Annotated in this window: 14 protein-coding genes; 4 read left to right on the top strand and 10 right to left on the bottom strand. The window is 68.2% G+C overall.

The genetic code is table 11. The annotated features are described in order from the left end of the window. Positions 1 to 47: 47 nt before the first annotated feature. Complete coding sequence (locus ACX114_RS31635; RefSeq protein WP_459290724.1) at positions 48 to 2,555, bottom strand: glycogen/starch/alpha-glucan phosphorylase; 2,508 nt, start codon at positions 2,553 to 2,555, stop codon at positions 48 to 50. 277 nt (positions 2,556 to 2,832) lie between these two features. Here ACX114_RS31635 and ACX114_RS31630 point away from each other — a divergent pair, with 277 nt between their 5' ends. After that, on the top strand, positions 2,833 to 3,420 hold the full coding sequence (locus tag ACX114_RS31630; protein WP_459290722.1) for a DUF2378 family protein: 588 nt from the start codon (positions 2,833 to 2,835) through the stop codon (positions 3,418 to 3,420). An 85-nt stretch (positions 3,421 to 3,505) separates the two neighbouring features. Here ACX114_RS31630 and ACX114_RS31625 read toward each other — a convergent pair whose 3' ends face one another. The 4 genes from ACX114_RS31625 to ACX114_RS31610 all read right to left on the bottom strand — a co-directional run bounded on the left by ACX114_RS31625 (position 3,506) and on the right by ACX114_RS31610 (position 9,526). Next, positions 3,506 to 4,696, bottom strand: coding sequence for a peptidoglycan DD-metalloendopeptidase family protein (locus ACX114_RS31625; protein WP_459290720.1), 1,191 nt, complete (start codon positions 4,694 to 4,696; stop codon positions 3,506 to 3,508). An 86-nt stretch (positions 4,697 to 4,782) separates the two neighbouring features. Further along, complete coding sequence (locus tag ACX114_RS31620; protein WP_120549430.1) at positions 4,783 to 6,276, bottom strand: SpoVR family protein; 1,494 nt, start codon at positions 6,274 to 6,276, stop codon at positions 4,783 to 4,785. A gap of 42 nt (positions 6,277 to 6,318) precedes the next feature. Continuing rightward, on the bottom strand, positions 6,319 to 7,428 hold the full coding sequence (locus ACX114_RS31615) for a DUF444 family protein (RefSeq protein WP_120549429.1): 1,110 nt from the start codon (positions 7,426 to 7,428) through the stop codon (positions 6,319 to 6,321). A gap of 34 nt (positions 7,429 to 7,462) precedes the next feature. Next, positions 7,463 to 9,526 carry a PrkA family serine protein kinase gene (locus tag ACX114_RS31610; protein WP_207048052.1) on the bottom strand — a complete coding sequence of 688 codons (2,064 nt, stop codon included), beginning with the start codon at positions 9,524 to 9,526 and terminating at the stop codon, positions 7,463 to 7,465. A 572-nt stretch (positions 9,527 to 10,098) separates the two neighbouring features. Here ACX114_RS31610 and ACX114_RS31605 point away from each other — a divergent pair. Continuing rightward, complete coding sequence (locus tag ACX114_RS31605) at positions 10,099 to 11,688, top strand: ArnT family glycosyltransferase (RefSeq protein ID WP_459290717.1); 1,590 nt, start codon at positions 10,099 to 10,101, stop codon at positions 11,686 to 11,688. A 27-nt stretch (positions 11,689 to 11,715) separates the two neighbouring features. Here ACX114_RS31605 and ruvX read toward each other — a convergent pair whose 3' ends face one another. After that, positions 11,716 to 12,174, bottom strand: a complete 459-nt coding sequence (gene ruvX / locus ACX114_RS31600; RefSeq protein WP_459290715.1) for a Holliday junction resolvase RuvX — start codon at positions 12,172 to 12,174, stop codon at positions 11,716 to 11,718. A 211-nt stretch (positions 12,175 to 12,385) separates the two neighbouring features. Here ruvX and ACX114_RS31595 point away from each other — a divergent pair, with 211 nt between their 5' ends. Together ACX114_RS31595 and ACX114_RS31590 are read left to right on the top strand one after the other, a co-directional pair. Further along, entirely contained in the window at positions 12,386 to 13,927 is a 1,542-nt protein-coding gene (locus ACX114_RS31595; protein WP_459290713.1) for a hypothetical protein, read from the top strand. 8 nt (positions 13,928 to 13,935) lie between these two features. After that, positions 13,936 to 14,460: a tetratricopeptide repeat protein gene (locus ACX114_RS31590; protein WP_120592023.1), complete on the top strand. Its 525-nt coding sequence runs from the start codon at positions 13,936 to 13,938 to the stop codon at positions 14,458 to 14,460. 144 nt (positions 14,461 to 14,604) lie between these two features. Here ACX114_RS31590 and ACX114_RS31585 read toward each other — a convergent pair whose 3' ends face one another. The 4 genes from ACX114_RS31585 to ACX114_RS31570 form a co-directional block, all read right to left on the bottom strand. Beyond that, the gene (locus ACX114_RS31585; protein ID WP_459290710.1) at positions 14,605 to 15,801 is read right to left on the bottom strand and encodes a M48 family metalloprotease; all 1,197 of its coding nucleotides are present in this window, start codon (positions 15,799 to 15,801) and stop codon (positions 14,605 to 14,607) included. 15 nt (positions 15,802 to 15,816) lie between these two features. Further along, a complete protein-coding gene (locus ACX114_RS31580; protein ID WP_459290708.1) occupies positions 15,817 to 17,001 on the bottom strand; it encodes a tetratricopeptide repeat protein in 1,185 nt (394 codons plus the stop codon). A gap of 211 nt (positions 17,002 to 17,212) precedes the next feature. Then, the gene (locus ACX114_RS31575) at positions 17,213 to 18,325 is read right to left on the bottom strand and encodes an ArsA family ATPase (RefSeq protein WP_459290706.1); all 1,113 of its coding nucleotides are present in this window, start codon (positions 18,323 to 18,325) and stop codon (positions 17,213 to 17,215) included. After that, entirely contained in the window at positions 18,322 to 19,242 is a 921-nt protein-coding gene (locus tag ACX114_RS31570; protein WP_120592027.1) for an ArsA family ATPase, read from the bottom strand. Before ACX114_RS31570 ends, ACX114_RS31575 begins: the two co-directional genes overlap by 4 nt. Between the last annotated feature and the right edge of the window lie 6 nt (positions 19,243 to 19,248).

The following is a 19,248-nucleotide window of genomic DNA, read 5'->3' as shown; positions in this document are numbered from 1 at the left end:
GGCTCGGTGGCCCCGGTCATACAGCCGGGGCCGCCCGTGGCCTCACATCACTCCACGTTCGTCTGCTGCACGCGCCAGATCTCCTCCGCGTACTGCTTGATGGTGCGGTCGGAGGAGAAGATGCCCGCGCGGGCGACGTTGATGATGCACTTCTTCGTCCAGGACTCCTGGTCCTTGTAGGCGCGCGCCACGTCCTCCTGCTTCGCCATGTACGACGCGAAGTCCGCGAGCACGAGGTAGCGGTCCTCGTTGAGCAGGCTGTCCACCAGCGGCTGGAAGAGGTTGCGGTCCTCCGGAGAGAAGAAGCCGGAGCGGATGAGGTCCAACGCCTCGCGCAGCTCCGTGTTGGACTCGTACACCTCGCGCGGCCGGTAGCCGGCCTTCTTGCGCGCGATGACCTCGTCCGCCGTCAGGCCGAAGAGGAAGAAGTTCTCGTCGCCCACCGCGTCGCGGATCTCCACGTTGGCGCCGTCCAGCGTGCCCAGCGTCAGCGCGCCGTTGAGCATCAGCTTCATGTTGCCCGTGCCGGAGGCCTCCCAGCCTGCCGTGGAGATCTGCTCGGACACGTCCGCCGCGGGGATGATGCGCTCCGCCAGGCTCACCCGGTAGTTGGGCAGGAACACCACCTGCAACCCCGTGGCGCCCGCGTCGCTGTTGACCACCTCCGCGATGCCGTTGATGAGCCGGATGGTCAGCTTCGCCAGGTGGTAGCCCGGGGCCGCCTTCGCGCCGAAGAGGAACGCGCGGGGCGCGATGACGCTGGACGGGTCGCGCCGCGCCTTCATCCAGAGCGCCACGATGTGGATGGCGTCCAGGAGCTGCCGCTTGTACTCGTGCAGGCGCTTGATCTGCACGTCGAAGATGGCGTCCGGATTGAGCTGCACCCAGCGCAGGTCGCGCACGTGCTGGGCCAGCTCCTCCTTGTTGGCGCGCTTCACCTCGCGGAAGGCCTTGCGGAACTCCGGGTCCTCCGCGTGCGGCTCAAGCTTCTGGAGCAGGTCCAGGTCCGTGGCCCAGCCCTCACCGATGCGGCTGGTGATGAGCTTGGACAGGCGCGGGTTGCACCACGCCAGCCACCGGCGCGGCGTCACGCCGTTGGTCTTGTTGTTGAAGCGCTCCGGGTACATCTGCGCGAAGTCCGGGAGCACGTCGCGGCGCAAGAGGTCCGTGTGCAGCGCGGCCACGCCGTTGATGCTGTGGCTGCCCACCACGGCCAGGTGGGCCATGCGGATCTTCTTCTCCGGGCCCTCCTCCACCAGGCTCATCCGCTGCTGCTTCTCCACGTCGAACGGGTAGCGGATCTGCACCTGGCGCATGAAGCGCTGGTTGATCTCGAAGATGATCTCCAGGTGACGGGGCAGCAGGCGCTCGAACAGCGACACCGGCCAGCGCTCCATGGCCTCCGCCAGCAGCGTGTGGTTGGTGTAGCCGAACGTCTCCTGGGTGATGGACCAGGCCTCGTCCCAGAGCAGGCGCTTCTCGTCCACCAGCACGCGCATCAGCTCCGCCACGCCAATGGCCGGGTGCGTGTCGTTGAGCTGGATGGCGCACTTCCTGGAGAAGTCCCGGAAGTCGTTGTGGTTCTTCAGGTAGCGCCGGACGATGTCCGCGATGGAGCACGCCACGAAGAAGTACTGCTGCTTGAGGCGCAGCTCCTTGCCGGCCTGGAACGCGTCGTTGGGGTAGAGGACCTTGGAGATGACCTCCGAGTCGTTCTTCTCCACCACCGAGCGCTCGTAGTCACCGGCGTTGAAGAGCAGCAGGTCGAACTCGGCGCTCGCGCGCGCCTGCCACAGCCGCAGCGTGTTGACGGTGTTGTTGCCGTAGCCCGCGATGGGCGTGTCGTACGGCACGCCAATCACCGTCTTGCCGCCCACCCAGCGCGCCACGGGCCGGCCATCCGGACCCTGGTGGTGCTCCACGCGCCCGAAGAAGCGCACCGGCACCGCCTTCTCCGGCCGGACGATCTCCCACGGGTTGCCGAACTTCAGCCACTCGTCCGCGCGCTCCACCTGGTGTCCCTCCACCAGGTCCTGGGAGAAGATGCCGAACTCGTAGCGGATGCCGTAGCCCATGCCCGGGTAGCCCAGGGTGGCCAGCGAATCCAGGAAGCACGCCGCCAGCCGGCCCAGACCGCCGTTGCCCAGGCCCGCGTCCGGCTCCATCTCCAACAACTGGCTCAGGTCCACGCCGACTTCCTGCATGGCGGCGGCGGCGGCCTCGTACATGTTGAGGTTGAGCAGGTTGTTGCCCAGCGCGCGACCCAGCAGGTACTCCGCGGACAGGTAATAGGCGCGCTTGACGTCCTGCTCGTAGTAGGTGCGCGCCGTCTTCACCCAGCGGTCCGTGAGGCGGTCGCGCACGGCCAGGGACAGCGCCATGAAGCGGTCGTGCGGAGTGGCCGTCTCCGGGTTCTTGCCGCGCGAATAACGCACGTGTTCGAAGAAGCCGCGGCGGACGCTGGCCGCGTCGAGCCCGGTGCGGCCGCTGTCTTCGGGGGTTCCCGAGGCGGAGGGCGGGGGCGATGCGGGGCGCGCGGAGGCGGGAGGAGCCATAAGTCGGTCGTCTCGAAGGTCGCGAAGGGGTTGATGGACTGCGCAAGCGCCCGCGCTTTTGACGCGGGACGCCCATGACGGAAGGGTACCGTGTCACGCCAGCCCAGGGCAGGGGAAACCCACGTTCCCCACCTGGGGTCGGCCGCTTCCCCCGCCAGGGAGGGAAGGTGCCTGGGGACCCGCCGTGACGCGGCGCGGCCCCAGGGAATGACAGACATCCGCATGGCCTTCGTGAGAGGGACCGAAAACGCGCAAAACTGGAGTACAAGGAACACGAATGTCCCTCCCCCTGGACGACCTGGAAGAGCGCATCGCCCTCACCCGGCCTGGGGACACCGTGCGCGGACTGAGCTTCGCGGCGGTGCTGCGGCTCGTGCACCAGCGGCTGGGGCGTGACGCCGCGGAGCGCCTGCGCGCGCCGCTCATGCAGCGCAGCCCGGTGGACTTCTTCTCCTACCCGGCGGTGGACTTCCTGCGGCTGCTCGCCTTCGCGTCGGAGGCGCTCCAGCCGGAGTTCGGCTCGCGTGACGCGGCCCTGCGGGCGTGCGGGGAGGCCATCGTCGGCACGTTCTTCGAGTCCACGGTGGGGCAGACGCTCCTGCGCCTCACCTCCGGCGGCGGGGACCCCAAGCGCCTCTACGGCAACGCGCCCGCGTCGTACTCCACCGCGGTGAGCTACGGGCAGCGCGAGTACCAGGCGCTGGGCGACAAGCGCGTGCGGCTCTTCTTCAAGGGCGACCTGCTGCCCGTGGAGGTCCACGAGGGCATCCTCGCGGGCCCCCTCACCGCGCTGCGCCGTGAAGGCAGCGTGCGGGGCACCGAGCGGGGCCTGGGCGACTCCGAGTTCGTCATCGAATGGACCTGACGGTCCGGAATGGACCCGGGAAAAGCGACGGGCCCCGCTCCACCGTGAAGGGGAGGGGGCCCGGGGGCTTTCAACGCGAAGGCGGCTACTTCGTGGCGGTGGGCGGCGGGCCCGCCTGGCCGGCGACGGCGGCCACGGACACGGCGTCAATCTGCTGGGCCAGGTCGTGCGCCTTGGCGAGGAAGTCCGCCGTCAGCTCCTTGGGCAGCGGATCCGCGCGGGGGAACTTCTGGGTGAGCGGGTTGGCGTAGGTGCCGTTGCGCTTCAGGCCGAAGTGCAGGTGCGGGCCCGTGGAGCGGCCGGTGTTGCCGGAGTAGGCAATCACCTGCTTCTGCCGCACGCGCTGGCCGGCGCGCACGCCGTCGCCAAAGCGCGACAGGTGCATGTACTGCGTCTCCATGCCGTTGGCGTGGCGCAGCACCACCATGTTGCCCGCGGCGCCCGCGTTGCCCGCGGACAGGACGGTGCCGTCCGCCACGGCCCACACCGGGGTGCCAATGGGCGTGCCGTAGTCCACGCCGTTGTGGTTCTTCACGTACTGGAGCACCGGGTGGAAGCGCGACCCGAAGCTGCTGGTGACGTGCGCGTACTTCAGCGGGCTCTTGAGGAAGGTCTTCTTCGCGCTGGCGCCGTCCTCCTGGAAGAAGTTGGCCTCGCCGTTGGGCAGCACGTAGCGGAACACGCGCTTGTTGCCCACCAGGTCGCCCTCATACGTGGCCGCCAGCACCTCGCCGTAGCGCAGCACGCGGCCCTTGGAGACGAACTTCTCCACCAGGGCCTTCGCCTTGTCGCCCTTGCGCACGTCCCGGTAGAAGTCGATGTCCCACGCGAACACGTCCGACAGCACCAGGCCGATGGACGGGTCCTCGCCGGCCGCCAGCGTCGCCTCGTACAGGGACGAGCTGATCTCCAGCGACACCAGCGACACCTGCTTCTCCACCTCGATGGAGCGCTTGCTGCCGACGTACTTCTCCCCGTCGCGGCGCACCTGCCACTCGTCCACGGTGCTCTGGCGGTAGTCGAAGAAGTCCAGCTCGCCGTTCTTCATCACCAGCCGGAACTGGTCCCCCACGCGCGACTTGCGGAAGTCGAACACGCCCTCCAGCGCGGAGATGACCGCTGTCACCTGCTCGTCGGGCAGCTGCGCGTCGTGCAGCGCGCCCGCCAGCGTCTGGCGCGGCTCGATGCGGCGGTTCTTGATTTCGAACTGGGTGGCGGCTTCGGACGTCGAAGCCACCCCGAGGGCGGCAAGGCAGAGGAGGGAAGCGGTCTTCATGGGGGGCGATACAGGAGTGTAGAGGACTGTTGGTCCTCCGCCCAAATCCTGACCGCACTTCCTCAGCCCGCCTGCCTGCTTGCCGGTTACAGCTCCACTTTCTTTTCCGAGTGGTGCTGCCCGTCGTAGCGCAGGAGGGTCCCCTTGCCGTCGTAGCGGGTGATGATGTTCACCGGCCGCCGCCACAGGGACTGGAGGTTGCGCAGCGTCTCCCGCGCGTAGTCGCCCTTCAGGTCCTGCCCGTCGTGCTTGTGCGCGAGCAGCAGCTCCGAGCGGTTCTCGTAGTTGCCGTCCACCACCTCGATGATGGGCTGCCCGAAGTTGGTGAGGGACGTGAGCAGCTTGTTCTTCACCTTGCGGAACTCGCGGTCCAAAATCTCCCACGAGTTGCGCTTGTCGTTGAAGCCGTAGACGAAGAGCTTCTGCTGCTGGGCGAACTCGGCGGTGAGGAACGTGTCGATGAAGGTGATGTCGTTGTAGTGCTTGCGCACCTCGAAGATCTTCTCCCGCCCCGCGCCCAGCTTCTTGTCCCAGGCCTGGCGCGCGCGAAGGTCATCGCACTCGTCCCACTCCTTGCCGAACTTGCCCTTGTTCCACCGGTCCTCGATGTCCCGCCACAGCTCGATGCCCAGCTTGTACGGGTTGATGGCGCCGGGGCGCACGCCCATGGTGCCGGAGTGGTGGTCCGCGTAGTCGATGATCTCATCGTCCCGCAGCGCCCGGCGGGTCATGATGGTGGAGTGCCAGTAGCTGGCCCACCCCTCGTTCATGATCTTCGTCTGGCCCTGCGGCGCGAAGTAGTACGCCTCGTCGCGCAGGATGGAGAGGATGTCCACCTCCCAGGGCTCCAGCGGCGCGTGCTCCAACAGGAAGTAGAGCACGTCGCGCTGCGGGCGCTCCGGGAAGCGCTTGCGCTGCTGCTTCTCGTCCTCCGCGCGCTTGCGTTGTGAGTCCATGAACTCGGAGGGGTTGATGAAGCCGCGCATGTACTCGCGGTTCACCTTGAAGCCCTCCACGCGCTCGTTGGACTTGGCCTCTTCTTCCGCGCGCTGCGGGTCCGGGTTGCGCCGGATGTGCGGCGCGTGCTGGTCGATGAGGTTCTCCAGGGACAGCGTCCGGTCGATGAAGTCCTCCACCTTCTCCACGCCAATCTTGTCCACCCACCGCCGGACGCGGGTGGCGTGGTTGGCCATGTCATCAATCATCCGGCGGTTGGTGTGCCGGAAGGAGAAGTTGTTCTTGAAGAAGTCGCAGTGACCGTAGACGTGGGCCATCACCAGCTTCTGGTCCACCTCCGGGTTGCTCTCCATCAAGTAGGCGTAGCAGGGGTCGTTGTTGATGACGAGCTCGTAGATCTTCGAAAGCCCGTACTCGTACCCCTTCGCCAGCTGCTCGTACTCCATGCCCCAGCGCCAGTGGGGATATCGGGTGGGGAAGCCGCCGTAGGCGGCCACCATGTTCATCTCGTCGTAGGACACCATCTCGAAGACGGTGTCGAAGAAATCCAGGCCGAACTCCTTGGCGTAGCCGTGGATTTCATCCCGAAGCGCTGCGAGTCGCGGTGTGAGGCTCTTGGGCATGGGGCGGTGGCTCCGGTGGGGGATGAGACAGAAGCGCCTGTGTCAGCGCCCCTTGCCGAGGAAGTCCTTGATGGAGGCGTAGATGGCGTCCTTGTCCGCGATCTCGCTCAGCGCGACGTTGTTGGTGTCACCCACGGCCTCGCGCAGGTCCTTGATGAACTGCCCGCTGCCGTAGGGGGACTCCACCTGCCCGTAGGCGAACTGGTTCACCTGCGGGAGGATGTCGTTGCGGAGCATCTCGATGCACTGGCGCGTGTCGTCCGCGCTCCAGTTGTCACCGTCGCTGAAGTGGAACGGGTAGATGTTCCACGCGCTCTTCGGGTAGTCCGCCTGGATGATGTCCCGGCACAGCTTGTACGCGCTGGAGATCATCGTCCCGCCGGACTCGCGGGTGTGGAAGAACGTGTCGCGGTCCACTTCGCGCGCCACCGCGTCGTGGATGATGTAGCGCGACTCCAACCCCTTGTACTGGTGCTTGAGCCACGTATCGAGCCAGAAGCTCTCGATGCGGACGATCTCCTTCTGCTCGTCTCCCATCGAGCCGGACACGTCCATCATGTAGATGATGACCGCGTTGGTCTCCGGCAGCTCCTGCAGCTTGTAGCTGCGGTAGCGCCGGTCCTCGCGCGTGGGGATGATGACCGGCATCTTCGGGTCGTAGGTGCCGGTGGCGATCTGCCGCTTCAGGGCCTGCTTGAAGGTGCGCTTGAAGTGGCGCAGGGACTCCGGGCCCGTGGTGTTCACGCCCGTGTACTTCACCTTCTGCGTGACGATGCGCTCGTTCTGCCGCCGCTCGATGCGCGGCAATTGGAGCTCCTCGCCAAGAATCTGCGCCAGCTCCTCCAGCGTGACGTCCACCTCCAGGGCGTGGTCGCCTTCGCCCTGGCCGGCCTGATGCCCGTCCCCGGGCTCCACTGCCCCGGGACCGAGCTGCTGGCCTACGTCACCGTCACCCTGTCCAACGCCGCCCTGCTCCTTGTGGCCGTACTTGAAGCGCGGGATGTCGATGAAGGGGATGGGGATGCTGATGGCATCCTTGCCCTTCTTGCCCAGCATCTCGCCCTTCTGCACGTACTTGCGCAGGTTGGCTTTGATCTTCCCGCGGACGATCTGTTTGAAGCGGGAGTGGTCCTGGTGGATCTTCAAGGTCACGGTGTCACGTCCCTCTTGGGCAAGTCGCTAGGCGTTACTCCTTGGCGTCACCGCGGGCGAAGATGCTGGCCACGAAGTTCAGCACGTCCGTGGAGCAGATCTCGCAGTACCCGTAGTTCTTCATCATCCGGTCCTTCACCAGGTCGATCTTCTCCTGGGTCTCCTTGTCCACGACGGACGACACCAGGTTCTTGAGCTTGATGCTGTCCTTCTGGTCCTCGAACAGCTTCAGCTCCAGCGCCTTGTGCAGCCGCTCGTTGGTCCGGTAGTTGAAGGTCTTGCCCTCCACGGCGAGCGCGCCGATGTAGTTCATGATCTCCCCGCGGAAGTCGTCCTTGCGGCTCTCGGGGATGTCGATCTTCTCTTCAATCGACCGCATCAAGCGCTCGTCCGGCACCTCGTAGATGCCGGTGTACTTGTTGCGGACCTTCTCCTTCTGGGTGAAGGCCTTGATGTTGTCGATGTAGTTGCCGCACAGCTTGCCGATGGCGTCCTCGTCGGCGCTGATGGCGCGCTGGACCTCGTTCTTGACGATGTCCTCGTACTCCTGCTTCACCGTGGTGAGCAGCTCCTTCATCCGCTTGCGCGCGTCCTCGGTGTTGATGAGGGAGTGCGTCTTCAAGCCGGCTTCCAGCTCGTTGAGCACCATGAAGGGGTTGATGCAGCCCTCGCCCTTGTCGCTCACCAGGGCGTTGCTGATTTTGTCCTGGATGTAGCGGGCGCTGATGCCCTCCAGGCCCTCGCGCACGGACTCCTTGCGCAGCTCCTTGATGTTGTCCTCGGTGAAGTTGGGGAGCGTCTTGCCGTTGTAGAGCTTGAGCTTCTGCAGGAGCGACAGGTTGTGCTTCTTGGGCTCCTCCAGGCGCGTGAGGACGGCCCACATGGCGGCCATCTCCAGCGTGTGCGGGGCGATGTGCTTGCCCTTGATGGCGCGGGAGTTGAAGTCCTTCTCGTAGATCTTCACCTCTTCGGCCAGCTTGGTGATGTACGGGATGTCGATCTTCACCGTACGGTCGCGCAAGGCCTCCATGAACTCGTTGTTCTCGAGCTTCTTGTACTCGGGCTCGTTGGTGTGCCCGATGATGACCTCGTCGATGTCCGTCTGAGGGAACTTCTTCGGCTTGATCTTGTGCTCCTGCGACGCGCCGAGCAGGTCGTAGAGGAACGCGACGTCCAGCTTGAGCACCTCGACGAACTCGATGACGCCGCGGTTGGCGATGTTGAACTCGCCATCGAAGTTGAAGGCGCGCGGATCGGAGTCCGAGCCGTACTCGGCGATCTTCCGGTAGTTGATGTCGCCGGTGAGCTCGGTGGAGTCCTGGTTCTTCTCGTCCTTGGGCTGGAAGGTGCCAATGCCCACGCGGTCCTTCTCACTGAAGATGAGCCGGTTGACGTGGACGTGGCCCATGACCTTGGCGAAGTCACCGCCGTACTGGGTCATCAGCTCCTTGAAGACGAAGCGGCAGGCGGGGCACAGCTCGCAGCCGCCGGGAATCGTGTAGCCGGACTCCGGCGGGGACAGCTCGGAGAAGACCTTGTCACGCCACTCGCGCGGGATGAGGTTGAGCGGCTCCTCGTTCATCGGGCACTTCATCTTCTCCTTCGTCACCGTGCCGTCCGGCTGCTTCTTGTCGGTGAGCCAGGAGAAGGTGTAGGCGGCGCCCTCCGGCGTCTTGGAGTACTCCTCCATGCCCTTCTTGAGCAGGCGGGCGATGGTGGACTTGGACGAGCCCACGGGGCCGTGCAGGAGGATGACGCGCTTCTCCGTGCCGTAGCCCTGGGCGGCGGACTTGAAGACGTTCACGAGCTTCATCAGCGGCACGTCCAGGCCGAAGATGGCGTCCCGGCCGCCGAAGCGCTCGTCACTGAAGAAGTGGTAGCGGGTGAGCTTCTTCTTGTTGTCGATGTACTCCGACTTCCCGTGGCTGAGGATCATGTCGTAGATCCTCTGGAAGGCGGTGCGGGTGACCTTGGGGTTCTTGCGGACGATTTCGAGGTAGTCCTCGAAAGAGCCCTCCCAGTTGAGTTCCGCGTAGGTCTTCACGTCCTGGAACGCGGCGATTCTGGAGACCCACGAGCCCTTCTCAGCGTCCTTCATGTCTCTCCCTCGTAGCCTCACAGGAGGACGCGAGGACTCGCGTGCTTCCGGGGGGCCAACATGGTGAACCTGGAGGGCTGGAAGGCCATTCCACACCCACTCCGAAGAGGTCCCAGGCGACGACAATCGCGATGCTTCAGCCCCTTCGGGACCCCGCCGCGGAGTGGGACCGCGCGTTCGGCTCGTGTCGGAGGGGAGCCGCCCTCCTCCACGGGGTGAAAAGGCACTTCGATTATAAGGACCCTGACGCGCGCTGGGAGGAGCCCCCCCGGTGCGATGTGTCCGGTCCCACCTCACCCAAGCGCGTACTTCCCGACGCTTGGGCATCCGCTGGAGGACATCCCGTCCGGGCAGGCCCTCACTGTGGGGCGGCGTCCGTGTCCGCTCCACATGTCGGCGTGACGGCCGGCGCACCGGTTCCATCCCGCCCAGAAGGGTGCGTAACGGCGCGAATCCCATGCTGCCCGGGGAAGTGATTCCAGAGGGGACACAGGGCAGGCGGGCGGGCACCGGGCAGGTGGGTGGGGCGCTGACTTGGCTTTGGGTCCTGCCTGCGTATCCTCGCGCCCTCCATGGTTCCCGCTTCGAGTCCCGCCGCCCCTGCCTCCCCTCCCGCCGCCGTGCCCGGTCTGTCCGCGGTGCCCGCACCCCAGCCCGAGCCGTCCACCCGGTGGTTGGTGGGCCTGCTGCTCCTGGCGGCGCTCCTGCCCCGGTTGGGGGTGTTCTTCATCAACGAGAACCTCTTCGGGGACGCGGTGGTGCGCACGGAGCTGGCGGAGCGGTGGCTGGCCGACCCCCACGTCATCACGTCCTACAAGGACGGCACCTTCCAGTTCGGCCCCCTGCACCTGTACCTGGTGGGCGCGGTGCTGTCGGTGTTCGAGCGCGACGTCGCGGGCCGGCTGGTGAGCCTGCTGTTCGGGGTGGCGTCGGTGGTGCCGCTGTTCGCGCTGACGCGGCGGCTGTTCGGCTGGCGCGCGGGCGTGGCCGCGGGGCTGGCCTTCAGCGCGTGGGGCATGCACCTGCAGTTCTCCACCACCGCGGGCAGCGAGGCGGTGTCGCTCTTCTTCATGCTGGCGGTGTTCGCGCTGGTGGCGGAAGGCGTGGAGGAGAACCGCTTCCAGCCGCTCTTCTGGGGCGCGGTGCTGCTCAACTTCGCGTGCGCGCTCCGCTACGACGCGTGGCTGTACATCCCGCTCATCACGGTGGCGCTGGTGTTCAGCAGCGAGGACCGGGTGGCGTCCCTGACGCGCGCGGTGGGCTTTGGCCTGGTGTGCCTGCCGTTCCCGCTGCTGTGGATGCAGGGCAACGAGCTGGCGCACGGCGACCCGTTCTTCCCCATCAAGGCGGTGGAGGACTTCCACAAGCAGTGGGTGTCCGACTCCGGTGGCGCGGGGGGCTCGCTGGGCTGGCGGTTGCAGCAGTTGGGGTTCTGGCCCGCGGTGGCGCTCTTCACGCTGACGCCCGGCGTGGCGCTGCTGGGGGGCGTGGGCATGGTGCGCGCGTGGAAGAAGCACCCGGAGACGCGCTGGCTGGTGGTGATGGCGGTGCTGCCCACGCTGTACTTCACCCTGCGCGCGGCGGTGCTGCTGAACTTCGTGCCCCTGGCGCGCTTCACGGTGACGCAGTTGGTGCTGCTGCCGGTGTTCATGGCGCCGGGCCTGGCGGCGCTGGTGGGCAACAAGGGGGCCTTCGCGCGCCGCGCGGTGGTGGGCGTGAGCGCGGTGCTGGCGGTGGTGATGCCGGTGGCGCTGGGCATCTACACCTTCCGCACCGAGGGCGGGCTGCATGACTCGCTGCGCCCGGTGAGCCCCACGTCCACGAACCCCGTGGCGGTGATGCAGGTGGCGCGCTACCTCAAGGAGGAGGTGGCGGCGAAGGGCGGCGCGGCGGCCATCGACGATGATCCGAGCTACATGGACCTGCAGGTGGCCTTCTTCTCCACGCTGCCGGAGATGCGCATGGCGCGCGTGCGCTGGGACACCTTCCGCCAGCGCCTGGCGGACGCGCGGCCGGAGGTGCTGGTGCGCTTCGACGGCGGCAAGCTGGTGAAGGACCCGGGCGTGAAGCTGGACGGGCGCACGCTGACGCTCGACGGCGTGGCGTACCAGGAGCAGGACGGCTTCTCCGCGCCGCTGCACGTGTACCGGCGCCAGCCGTAGTGCGTCAGTGATTCCCGGAGGTGCTGCTCAGCCCTCCGGGTCGTAGTTGTCGTCGTCGTAGCCGTCCTCATCCTTGGGGCGGTGCGCGTCCAGCCAGCCCTGCAGGATGAACTGCGCGGCGAGCTGGTCGATGACCTCGCGCCGCTTCTCCCGGCGCACGTCCGCCTCCAGCAGGGTGCGCTGGGCGGCCACGGTGGACAGCCGCTCGTCCCACAGCTCCACGGGCAGTCCGAGCGCGCTTTCCAGCACCTGCGCGAACTTGCGCGAGGCCTCCGCGCGGGGCCCCTCCGAGCCGTTCATGTTGAGGGGCAGCCCCAGGACGAAGCGCGTCACCTCGTGTTCCTTCACGAGCCGGGACAGCTCCGCCAGGTCCCCCTTGAGCGACGTGCGCCGCACGGTGGTGACCGCCTGGGCGGTGAGCCCCAGTCCATCCGAGACGGCCACCCCGATGGTCTTGGTGCCGTAGTCGAGCCCGAAGGTGCGCATGGGCGCGGGACTCTAGCCGCAATCCTCGCGGGCGGACCGACCCGTCCGTGGGTGGGGACGCGGACGGCGGGCCCCGTGGGCCAACCCCGCGTTTCGACTCGCCCCGCGCGCCGGGCCGCCCGGCACCGCCGCTGCAATGCCTGTCCGCGTCCGAAGAGACGGCGCGCGGCACCTGGCAGCACCCACTCCAACCCGTCGCGCGGGAGTACTGATGCTCGACATCCTGAAAGGCGTGGCGAACCTGCTGGGCGGTCCCATGGCCGCCGTGACCGACCTGGCGGGGGACGCCCTGGGGCTTCCCCCTGTCCTCACGAACTCCATCAAGACGGCCGCGGGGGTAATGAGCGGCAACGTGATGATGGCGGCCAGCGGCGCGCTGGGCGTGGCGGATGAGCTGAAGAAGAACCCCTCCGCGAAGACGGAGTACCGCGCGCCCCAGGACGCGGCGAAGGCGGGCGCGGGCTACGCGAGCTCCGCTTCGTCGGGCGCTTCGCAGGCGGGTGGCGCGTCCGGAAGCCGCAGTCCGCTGGACCCCAAGCTGCTGGACTACGCGGACTCGCTGCGCACGCTGGAGGCGAACTTCGGCTACCTGGACCTGCTGGACGGCAAGAAGGACGGCTCGCTGTCGCACGCGGACCTCCAGCGCATCTCGCAGGACAAGAACGTGTCGCCGTCTCTCCGGGACGCGGCGAGGTTCCTTGTCGAGAACCGGCCCTTCTTCGAACAGGTGGACACGGCGAAGAAGAACCTCCTGATGCTGAAGGTGCCGGGCCTGAACGATGACCGCATCGAGCTGGTGGGCCTCCAGCAGGAGTCCAAGCGGCTGGCCGCGGAGTTCGCGAAGTACGGACGTCCGGAGCGGCCGGGCCGTCCGTCTCCCGCGCCGCAGGACTGTGAGCCGGCGCCGTCGGACTGCGCGCCGCCCAAGACCGGCGGGGGCTCAGGGCCGGGGCCTGGAAGCGGGGCAGGACGGCCGGGCACCGGCGGCACGGGGCGGCCGGGCAGTGGCACGGGGAGCACGGACGGTGGCGTGTCGGGCCGGCCGGGCCATGGCGGCGGAAGCACCGGGGGCACGGGACGGCCGGGGGGCAGCGGGGGCACGGGGGCGGCGGATCCGGACCTCCAGGAGTACACCGACGCGCTCCAGGTGCTGGACGAGAACTGGGACACCTTCGATACGGCGAAGGGGACGAAGGACGGCAAGCTGACGATGGCGGACCTGGCGGCGGTGCTGGACAGCCCGGCGGCGTCCTCCACGCTCAAGCGCGCCGCGCAGTTCTTCACGGACCACCCGGAGTACTGGCACCGCCTGGAGATGGCGGCGGGCGGCGGACGGGACGGCATCACCGGCTGGCAAGACCTGGACGCGGCGCTGGACTCGGTGCCGAAGCCGTCGAGCGGCGGCGGCCGGAGCACGGGCGGCTCGCGGGCGCGGGACATCGTGGACAACCCGAACCTGAGCATCGAGCAGAAGGTGCAGGCCCTGCTCATGGGCATCACGAACGACACCGACGACGAGCTGCTGGACGTGATGAACGAGATGGCCAGCGCCCGTGAGGAGCGCGCCACGCTGGGCAACAGCGACGCGGACAAGGCGCGCGGCGCGAAGCTGGACACGAGCATGCAGGAGCTGGAGCTGCGGCTTCAGACGCTGATGGAGAAGCGCAAGGCCATGTTCGACCTGATGAGCAACATGTCTTCGAAGTTCAACGAGATGGCGAAGACGGCCATCTCCAACCTGCGCAGCGCGTGAGGGCCGCCATGGGACGCATCATCAAGCACGAAGGCGGCGAGGGACTGACGATGGAGACCGGAACGGCGCGCAGGCTGAAGGCGTTCGCGCGGGGGGAGACGACCTGGGCGGAGGTGGAGGGGATGACCTTCGAGGAGGCGAAGGCCATCGCGCAGGTGGGCTGTGACCTGGCGGCGGCGGGCCGGCTGGAGGAGGCACGCATCCTCTTCGAGGGGCTCGTGGAGGGGAACCCGAAGGACTCCGCGGCGCACGCGGCGCTGGGCACCGTGTACCAGAAGCTCGGGAGGGTGGAGGACGCGCTCACCGAGTACACGCACGCGCTCACCGGAGACCCGCGCAACCCCGTGGCGCTGACGGGCCGGGGCGAGCTGCACCTGCGCCGGGGCGAGCGTCAGGGCTTCACGGACATCGCCAACGCGGTGGAGGTGGATCCGCATGGCGAGACGTCCGCGGGACGCCGCGCGAAGGCCCTGGTGAAGGCCATCACCCTGGTGGCGGTGGAGAAGCTGAAGGAGGGCGCTCCGCCGACGTGAGCGGGTGAGGGGAGAGACGTTTCAAGACGGATGTGCCACCGGACAGTTGGGGAGCGGTCCGGGGGCGGCCGGCCGGAGGGTGGGCCTGGATGGCGAGGGGGAATGGTGTGGAGGCCCATCCACCGGCGGCTTCTTGAAACGGGTTCAGGGCGTGTCGAGCGCGACGAGCCGCTCCCCGATGGGGGGATGGCTCATGCCCTTGAGCACGACCCAGCGGGGAGGCTCGGGGTCCATCTTGTTCACCCGGGCGGCCTTCACCAGCATGCGGCGGAAGGCGCCGGCATCGCCGGTGAGGTTCAGGCCATAGCGGTCCGCCTCGCGCTCGCGCTCGCGGGAGAGCGCCCCGGACACGGGCGCCGCGAACGTGATGAGGAGAAACACCACCAGGGAAACCAGCGGCAGGGTGCGGATGTCGCCCGAGCGCTGGACGCCCCACCAGCCCCGGCGGGCGGACAGGCGCAGCAACTGGTCGATGAGGAAGAGCAGGGCCAGCACCGCGAGCGAGGAGACGATGCGGCCGGGCCAGCGGGGCTCGTTCACGTGGCCCGCCTCGTGCGCCACCGCGGCCAGGATTTCATCCTCCGCGAGCTCCTTCAGGATGACGTCGTTGAGGACGATGGTGCGCGTGGGGCCCTGGCCGGCGAAGTACGCCTGGATGCGCCTGGACGCCACGGATGTCTTCTCCACCACCACGTCGGAGAAGGTGATGTCCGCCTTGCGCATCAACTCAGTGATGCGCGAGCGCAGCGGTCCCTCCTGCAAGGGTGTCTGGTCGAAGTAGAGGCGGGCGCGGTACGGGTCCAGGGCGGAGGACACCAGCATCAGCAGGGCCACGGGCACGCCCAGCACCAGCCACCACCGGCGCACGCGGCGGGCCAGGCCATACAGGCCGACCACGAGCGCCGTCAGGGCGATGGCGCCCACGAGGGTGCCCTTGAACCACATCCACGCGAAGGTCGCGGGCGTGTCGTTGGACAGGTCGTGCCGGTGCTCCAGCACGTAGAAGAAGTACACGTTCGCGGGTGCGTAGAGCAGCTGGGTGGCCAGGTCGATGAAGAGCGCGAAGAGCAGCGCGGCCCCCCAGCCGGGCTCGCCCCACAGCCGGTCCATGGCGCTGAAGAAGGCACGGCTCACCGGCGCCTTGCGCAGCTTCCCGCCAAACCTGCGCTCCAGCGACGCCGCCGCGGCCGTCGCCCCCCGGTACACGGGCCGCACGAGCACGGCCAGGATGAGCGCGGACAGGGCCAGCCGCACCAGCGGGTCCACCGCCGCCCGGATGTAATAGGGCTGGTGGTAGGCGTGGATGTCGGCGAGCTGCTCCGGGGTGAAGAGCGGTTCCATGACCGGCGAAGGGCGCTAGCGGTGCTTCGCGCCCGCGTTGGAGGCGGGCATGGGCACGGAGACCTCGTCCGACTCCGTGTCGGCGTCCGCGTCCGCGAGCAGCAGCGACTTCACCTTCTCCAGGCTCTGGCGGGTGCGGTCCACGAAGGCGTTCTGGGAACCGATGCGCTCGGCGGCCTCCAGCGTGCGCTCGTAGATGTTGATGGACTTGGTGAGCAGCACGCGGATCTTCTTGCGCAGCTCCTGGCGGTAGACCTCCGCCTCCTCGGCGTTGAGCTCCGGGGGCGTGGGCGAGTTCACCATGTGCTCGTGGAGGTTCTCGTACAGGGCGCCAATCTGCGAGCCCGCGGCGGTGGCCCAGTAGCCGTTGCCCACGCGGATGGCGCGCAGGTAGTGGCCCTGCGCGGACAGGAGCAGCTCCGCCTTGTAGTTGAGGTCCTGCGCCAGCCCGTCGCTGCCCCGGCTGGCCTCCAGCTTCACGGCCTCGTAGTGCAGCCGGTAGATCTCCCCCACGAAGAAGTGCGCCTGGGCGGGGAAGTAGTCCTCCACCTCCGCCTTGTCCGGCAGGGCGTCATACGCGGCCAGCGCCTTGCGCAGCGTCCCTTCCGCGTCGTCGGTGCGGCCGGCCTCCACCTGGCAGATGCCCTGCTGCACCTGCGCCTCGATGCGGCGGCCCGCGGGCAGGTCCGCGCGCGAGGCCAGCGTCGTCAACAGCTTCACCGCCTCCTCGTAGCGCTCCAGGTGGTAGAGCGTCTCCGCCACGCGGAAGGACGCGTCCAGCGCGTCGCCCTGGCCCTTCTCCGGCTCCGCCAGGTCGGAGAAGCGCCCGTAGGCGTCGTCCCACTCCTTGAGGCGCTGGTGCGCGAGGCCCGCGTTGTAGAGGGCCTGCCGGCGGTGCGGGCTGTTGGGGTGGAAGTCCGCGAGCCGGCCGAAGTAGCGCGCCGCCTGCTTGAAGTCGTTGGCGGCGAAGGCGGAGGTGCCGCCCGCGAAGAGCTCCTCGTCGTTGAGCTTGTCCAGCTCCAGGTCCGCCGTCACCGTGACGGGGTCGAACTCCACGACCTGCTTGTTCGCCGTGGCGTCCGGCTTCGCCGCCGCGCCCGTGGTGCGGCAGCCCGTGAGCGTCAGGCCCAGGTCCAACACGCCCACCCACAGCCACCGCCGGGCGACGCCGGCCGACTCCATCCGCTTCCTGCCGTGCATGCAGCTCACTCCCATCCGGTGCGGCCCCGGACATCGACACCCCGGAGACCCGCCAGGTTCCCGGAGCGCTCTTCCGCGGTGCTTCCAGCACCCGCCAGTCTAATGCGGGATGGCCCCGGGTGCCCTGCCGCGCGGCGTGAACGCCCCCGCGCGCCGGAAATGCCCGGCGGCTCCGGGCCTCTGGCTCGTCACGCGGGGTGGGGGAGGGCGCTCAGGCGAGGACGTCGTCGCCCAGGAGGTAGCGGCCGGTGCCCCACAGCGCGGTGAGGTCGTGCACGTCCAGCCCGAAGCGCGGCACCTGGATGAGGGGCGTGCCCGGACAGGCCTCGCGCAGCTGCGCCATGCCCTCCAGGTCCTGTTGCGCCAGCACCTGGAGCTCGCGCAGCGTCTCCTCCACCTTCGCGCGCCGGGTGGGCGTCAGCGTGGCCGCGTCCTCCCACTGCGCCTGGGTGGGCAGCGGGTGCACGCGGTTCACCACGATGGCCGTCATCTCCATGCGGTTCTGCTTGAGCAGCTTGTGGAAGTGGATGGCCTCGTCCAGCCGCTCCGGGTTGGGGCTGGTCACCAGCACGAAGCCTGTCGTCTTGTCCTCCAGCAGCTCGCGCACGCCCCGGGCGCGCTCGCGGAAGCCCTCGTTCATGGAGGAGAGCGTCAGCATGAAGGAGGACAGCTCCTGGAGCATCTCCGTGCCGGTGAAGCGCGACAGCGCGCGCGTCACGTAGCTGCCGCCCAGGTTGAAGAGGGACAGGCCCACCTTGCCCGCCTTCAGCGCGGGCGTGAGCAGCCACTTGGCCGCTTCGTTGTCCAGGAAGTCCAGCACCCGGTTGGGCGCGTCCAGGAAGTCCAGCGCGTGCGCGGTGGGCGGCGTGTCCAGCACCACCAACTGGTAGTCCGTGCGGCGGCGCAGGTCCCAGACCTTCTCCATGGCGATGTATTCCTGGCTGCCCGCCAGGGCCGTGGAGAGGGACTGGTAGAAGCGGTTGGCGAAGATGCGCTCGCGCTGCTCCGGCGGGGCCACGCGGGTGATGAGGTCGTCCCAGGTGGCCTTCATGTCCAGCATCATCGCGTGCAGGGCCGCCTTGGGCTTCACGCCCAGGGGCTCCAGCACGGACGCCGGCACTTCCGCCTCCGTGTTGCCCAGGCCGGACAGGCCCAGGGAGTTGGCCAGGCGCTTCGCCGGGTCGATGGTGCACACGATGCTGGGCCGGCCATCCACCGCCGCGCGCAGCGCGAGCGTCGCCGCCACCGTCGTCTTGCCCACGCCGCCAGAGCCCACGCAGATGAGCACGCGCTTGTTCGCGAGCGCCGCTTGCAGCGCCGTCATGCTCCCGTGCCTCCGGTCACCATCGCGTTCAGGTGCCCCATCACCGTCTCCACCGCGTCCCGTCCGAAGCGCGGCACGAACAACCTGGGCACCGTGTACACCGGCGCGTGGAGGTTGCGCTCCAGCTTCGTGCCCGCGAGCACCGCCTGCGACGCGCGGTCATGGTGCGCCTGGGCCACGCGCATCAGCTCCGGGTGGCCCGCGAGCGCCTCCAGGTCGGCCTCCGTGAAGCGCTGGGGAAAGGCCTGGTTGAGCACCGCCGCGTGCGTGCGGATGTGCACCCGGTCCCTCAGCGCGCCGTGCAGCTCCAGCGCCTCGTTCACCGGCATCTCCTCCGGCAGCGCCACCAGCACCGCGGCGGTGACGGAGGGGTCCACCAGGAGGTCGCGCATCTTCAAAGCCTCGCGCGTCATGGGCCCCGGCGGCACCGTCTGCAGGAGCACCTGCGGCACGCTCAGGAAGGAGATGGCGTGCCCGGTGGCGGGCGCGTCCAGCACCAGCGTGTCGTACTTCCAGCGGCCGTCCGGCAGCTTCTCCTGGAGGTGGAAGAGGATCTTGCCCAGCAGCACCAGCTCCTGGAGCGACGGGATGAAGCGCAGGAAGTAGCGCACCAGCCGGTTCTCGAAGACCGTCTTGTAGAGGGTCTCGAAGCGCAGGACCATCAGGCCGTACTCGCGCATGGCCTCCTGGGGACGCACGTCCACCGCCCAGAGGTTCTCCTCCAGCAGCTTCACCTCCGGGCCCGCTTCGGGCAGCTCCAGGATGCGGCTGACGCGCTCCTGCGTGTTCACTTCACACACCAGGGTGCGCCGGCCGGCGCGCACCGAGGCCAGGGCCAGGGCGGCGGCGATGGTCGTCTTCCCCACGCCCCCCTTGCCAGAGACGATCCACAGGCGTTTGTCGAGCAGTCCGGCCATAGAGGG

It is taken from the genome of Corallococcus sp. M7, from assembly GCF_054512695.1.
This window is presented reverse-complemented; position numbering and strand designations above follow the sequence as displayed.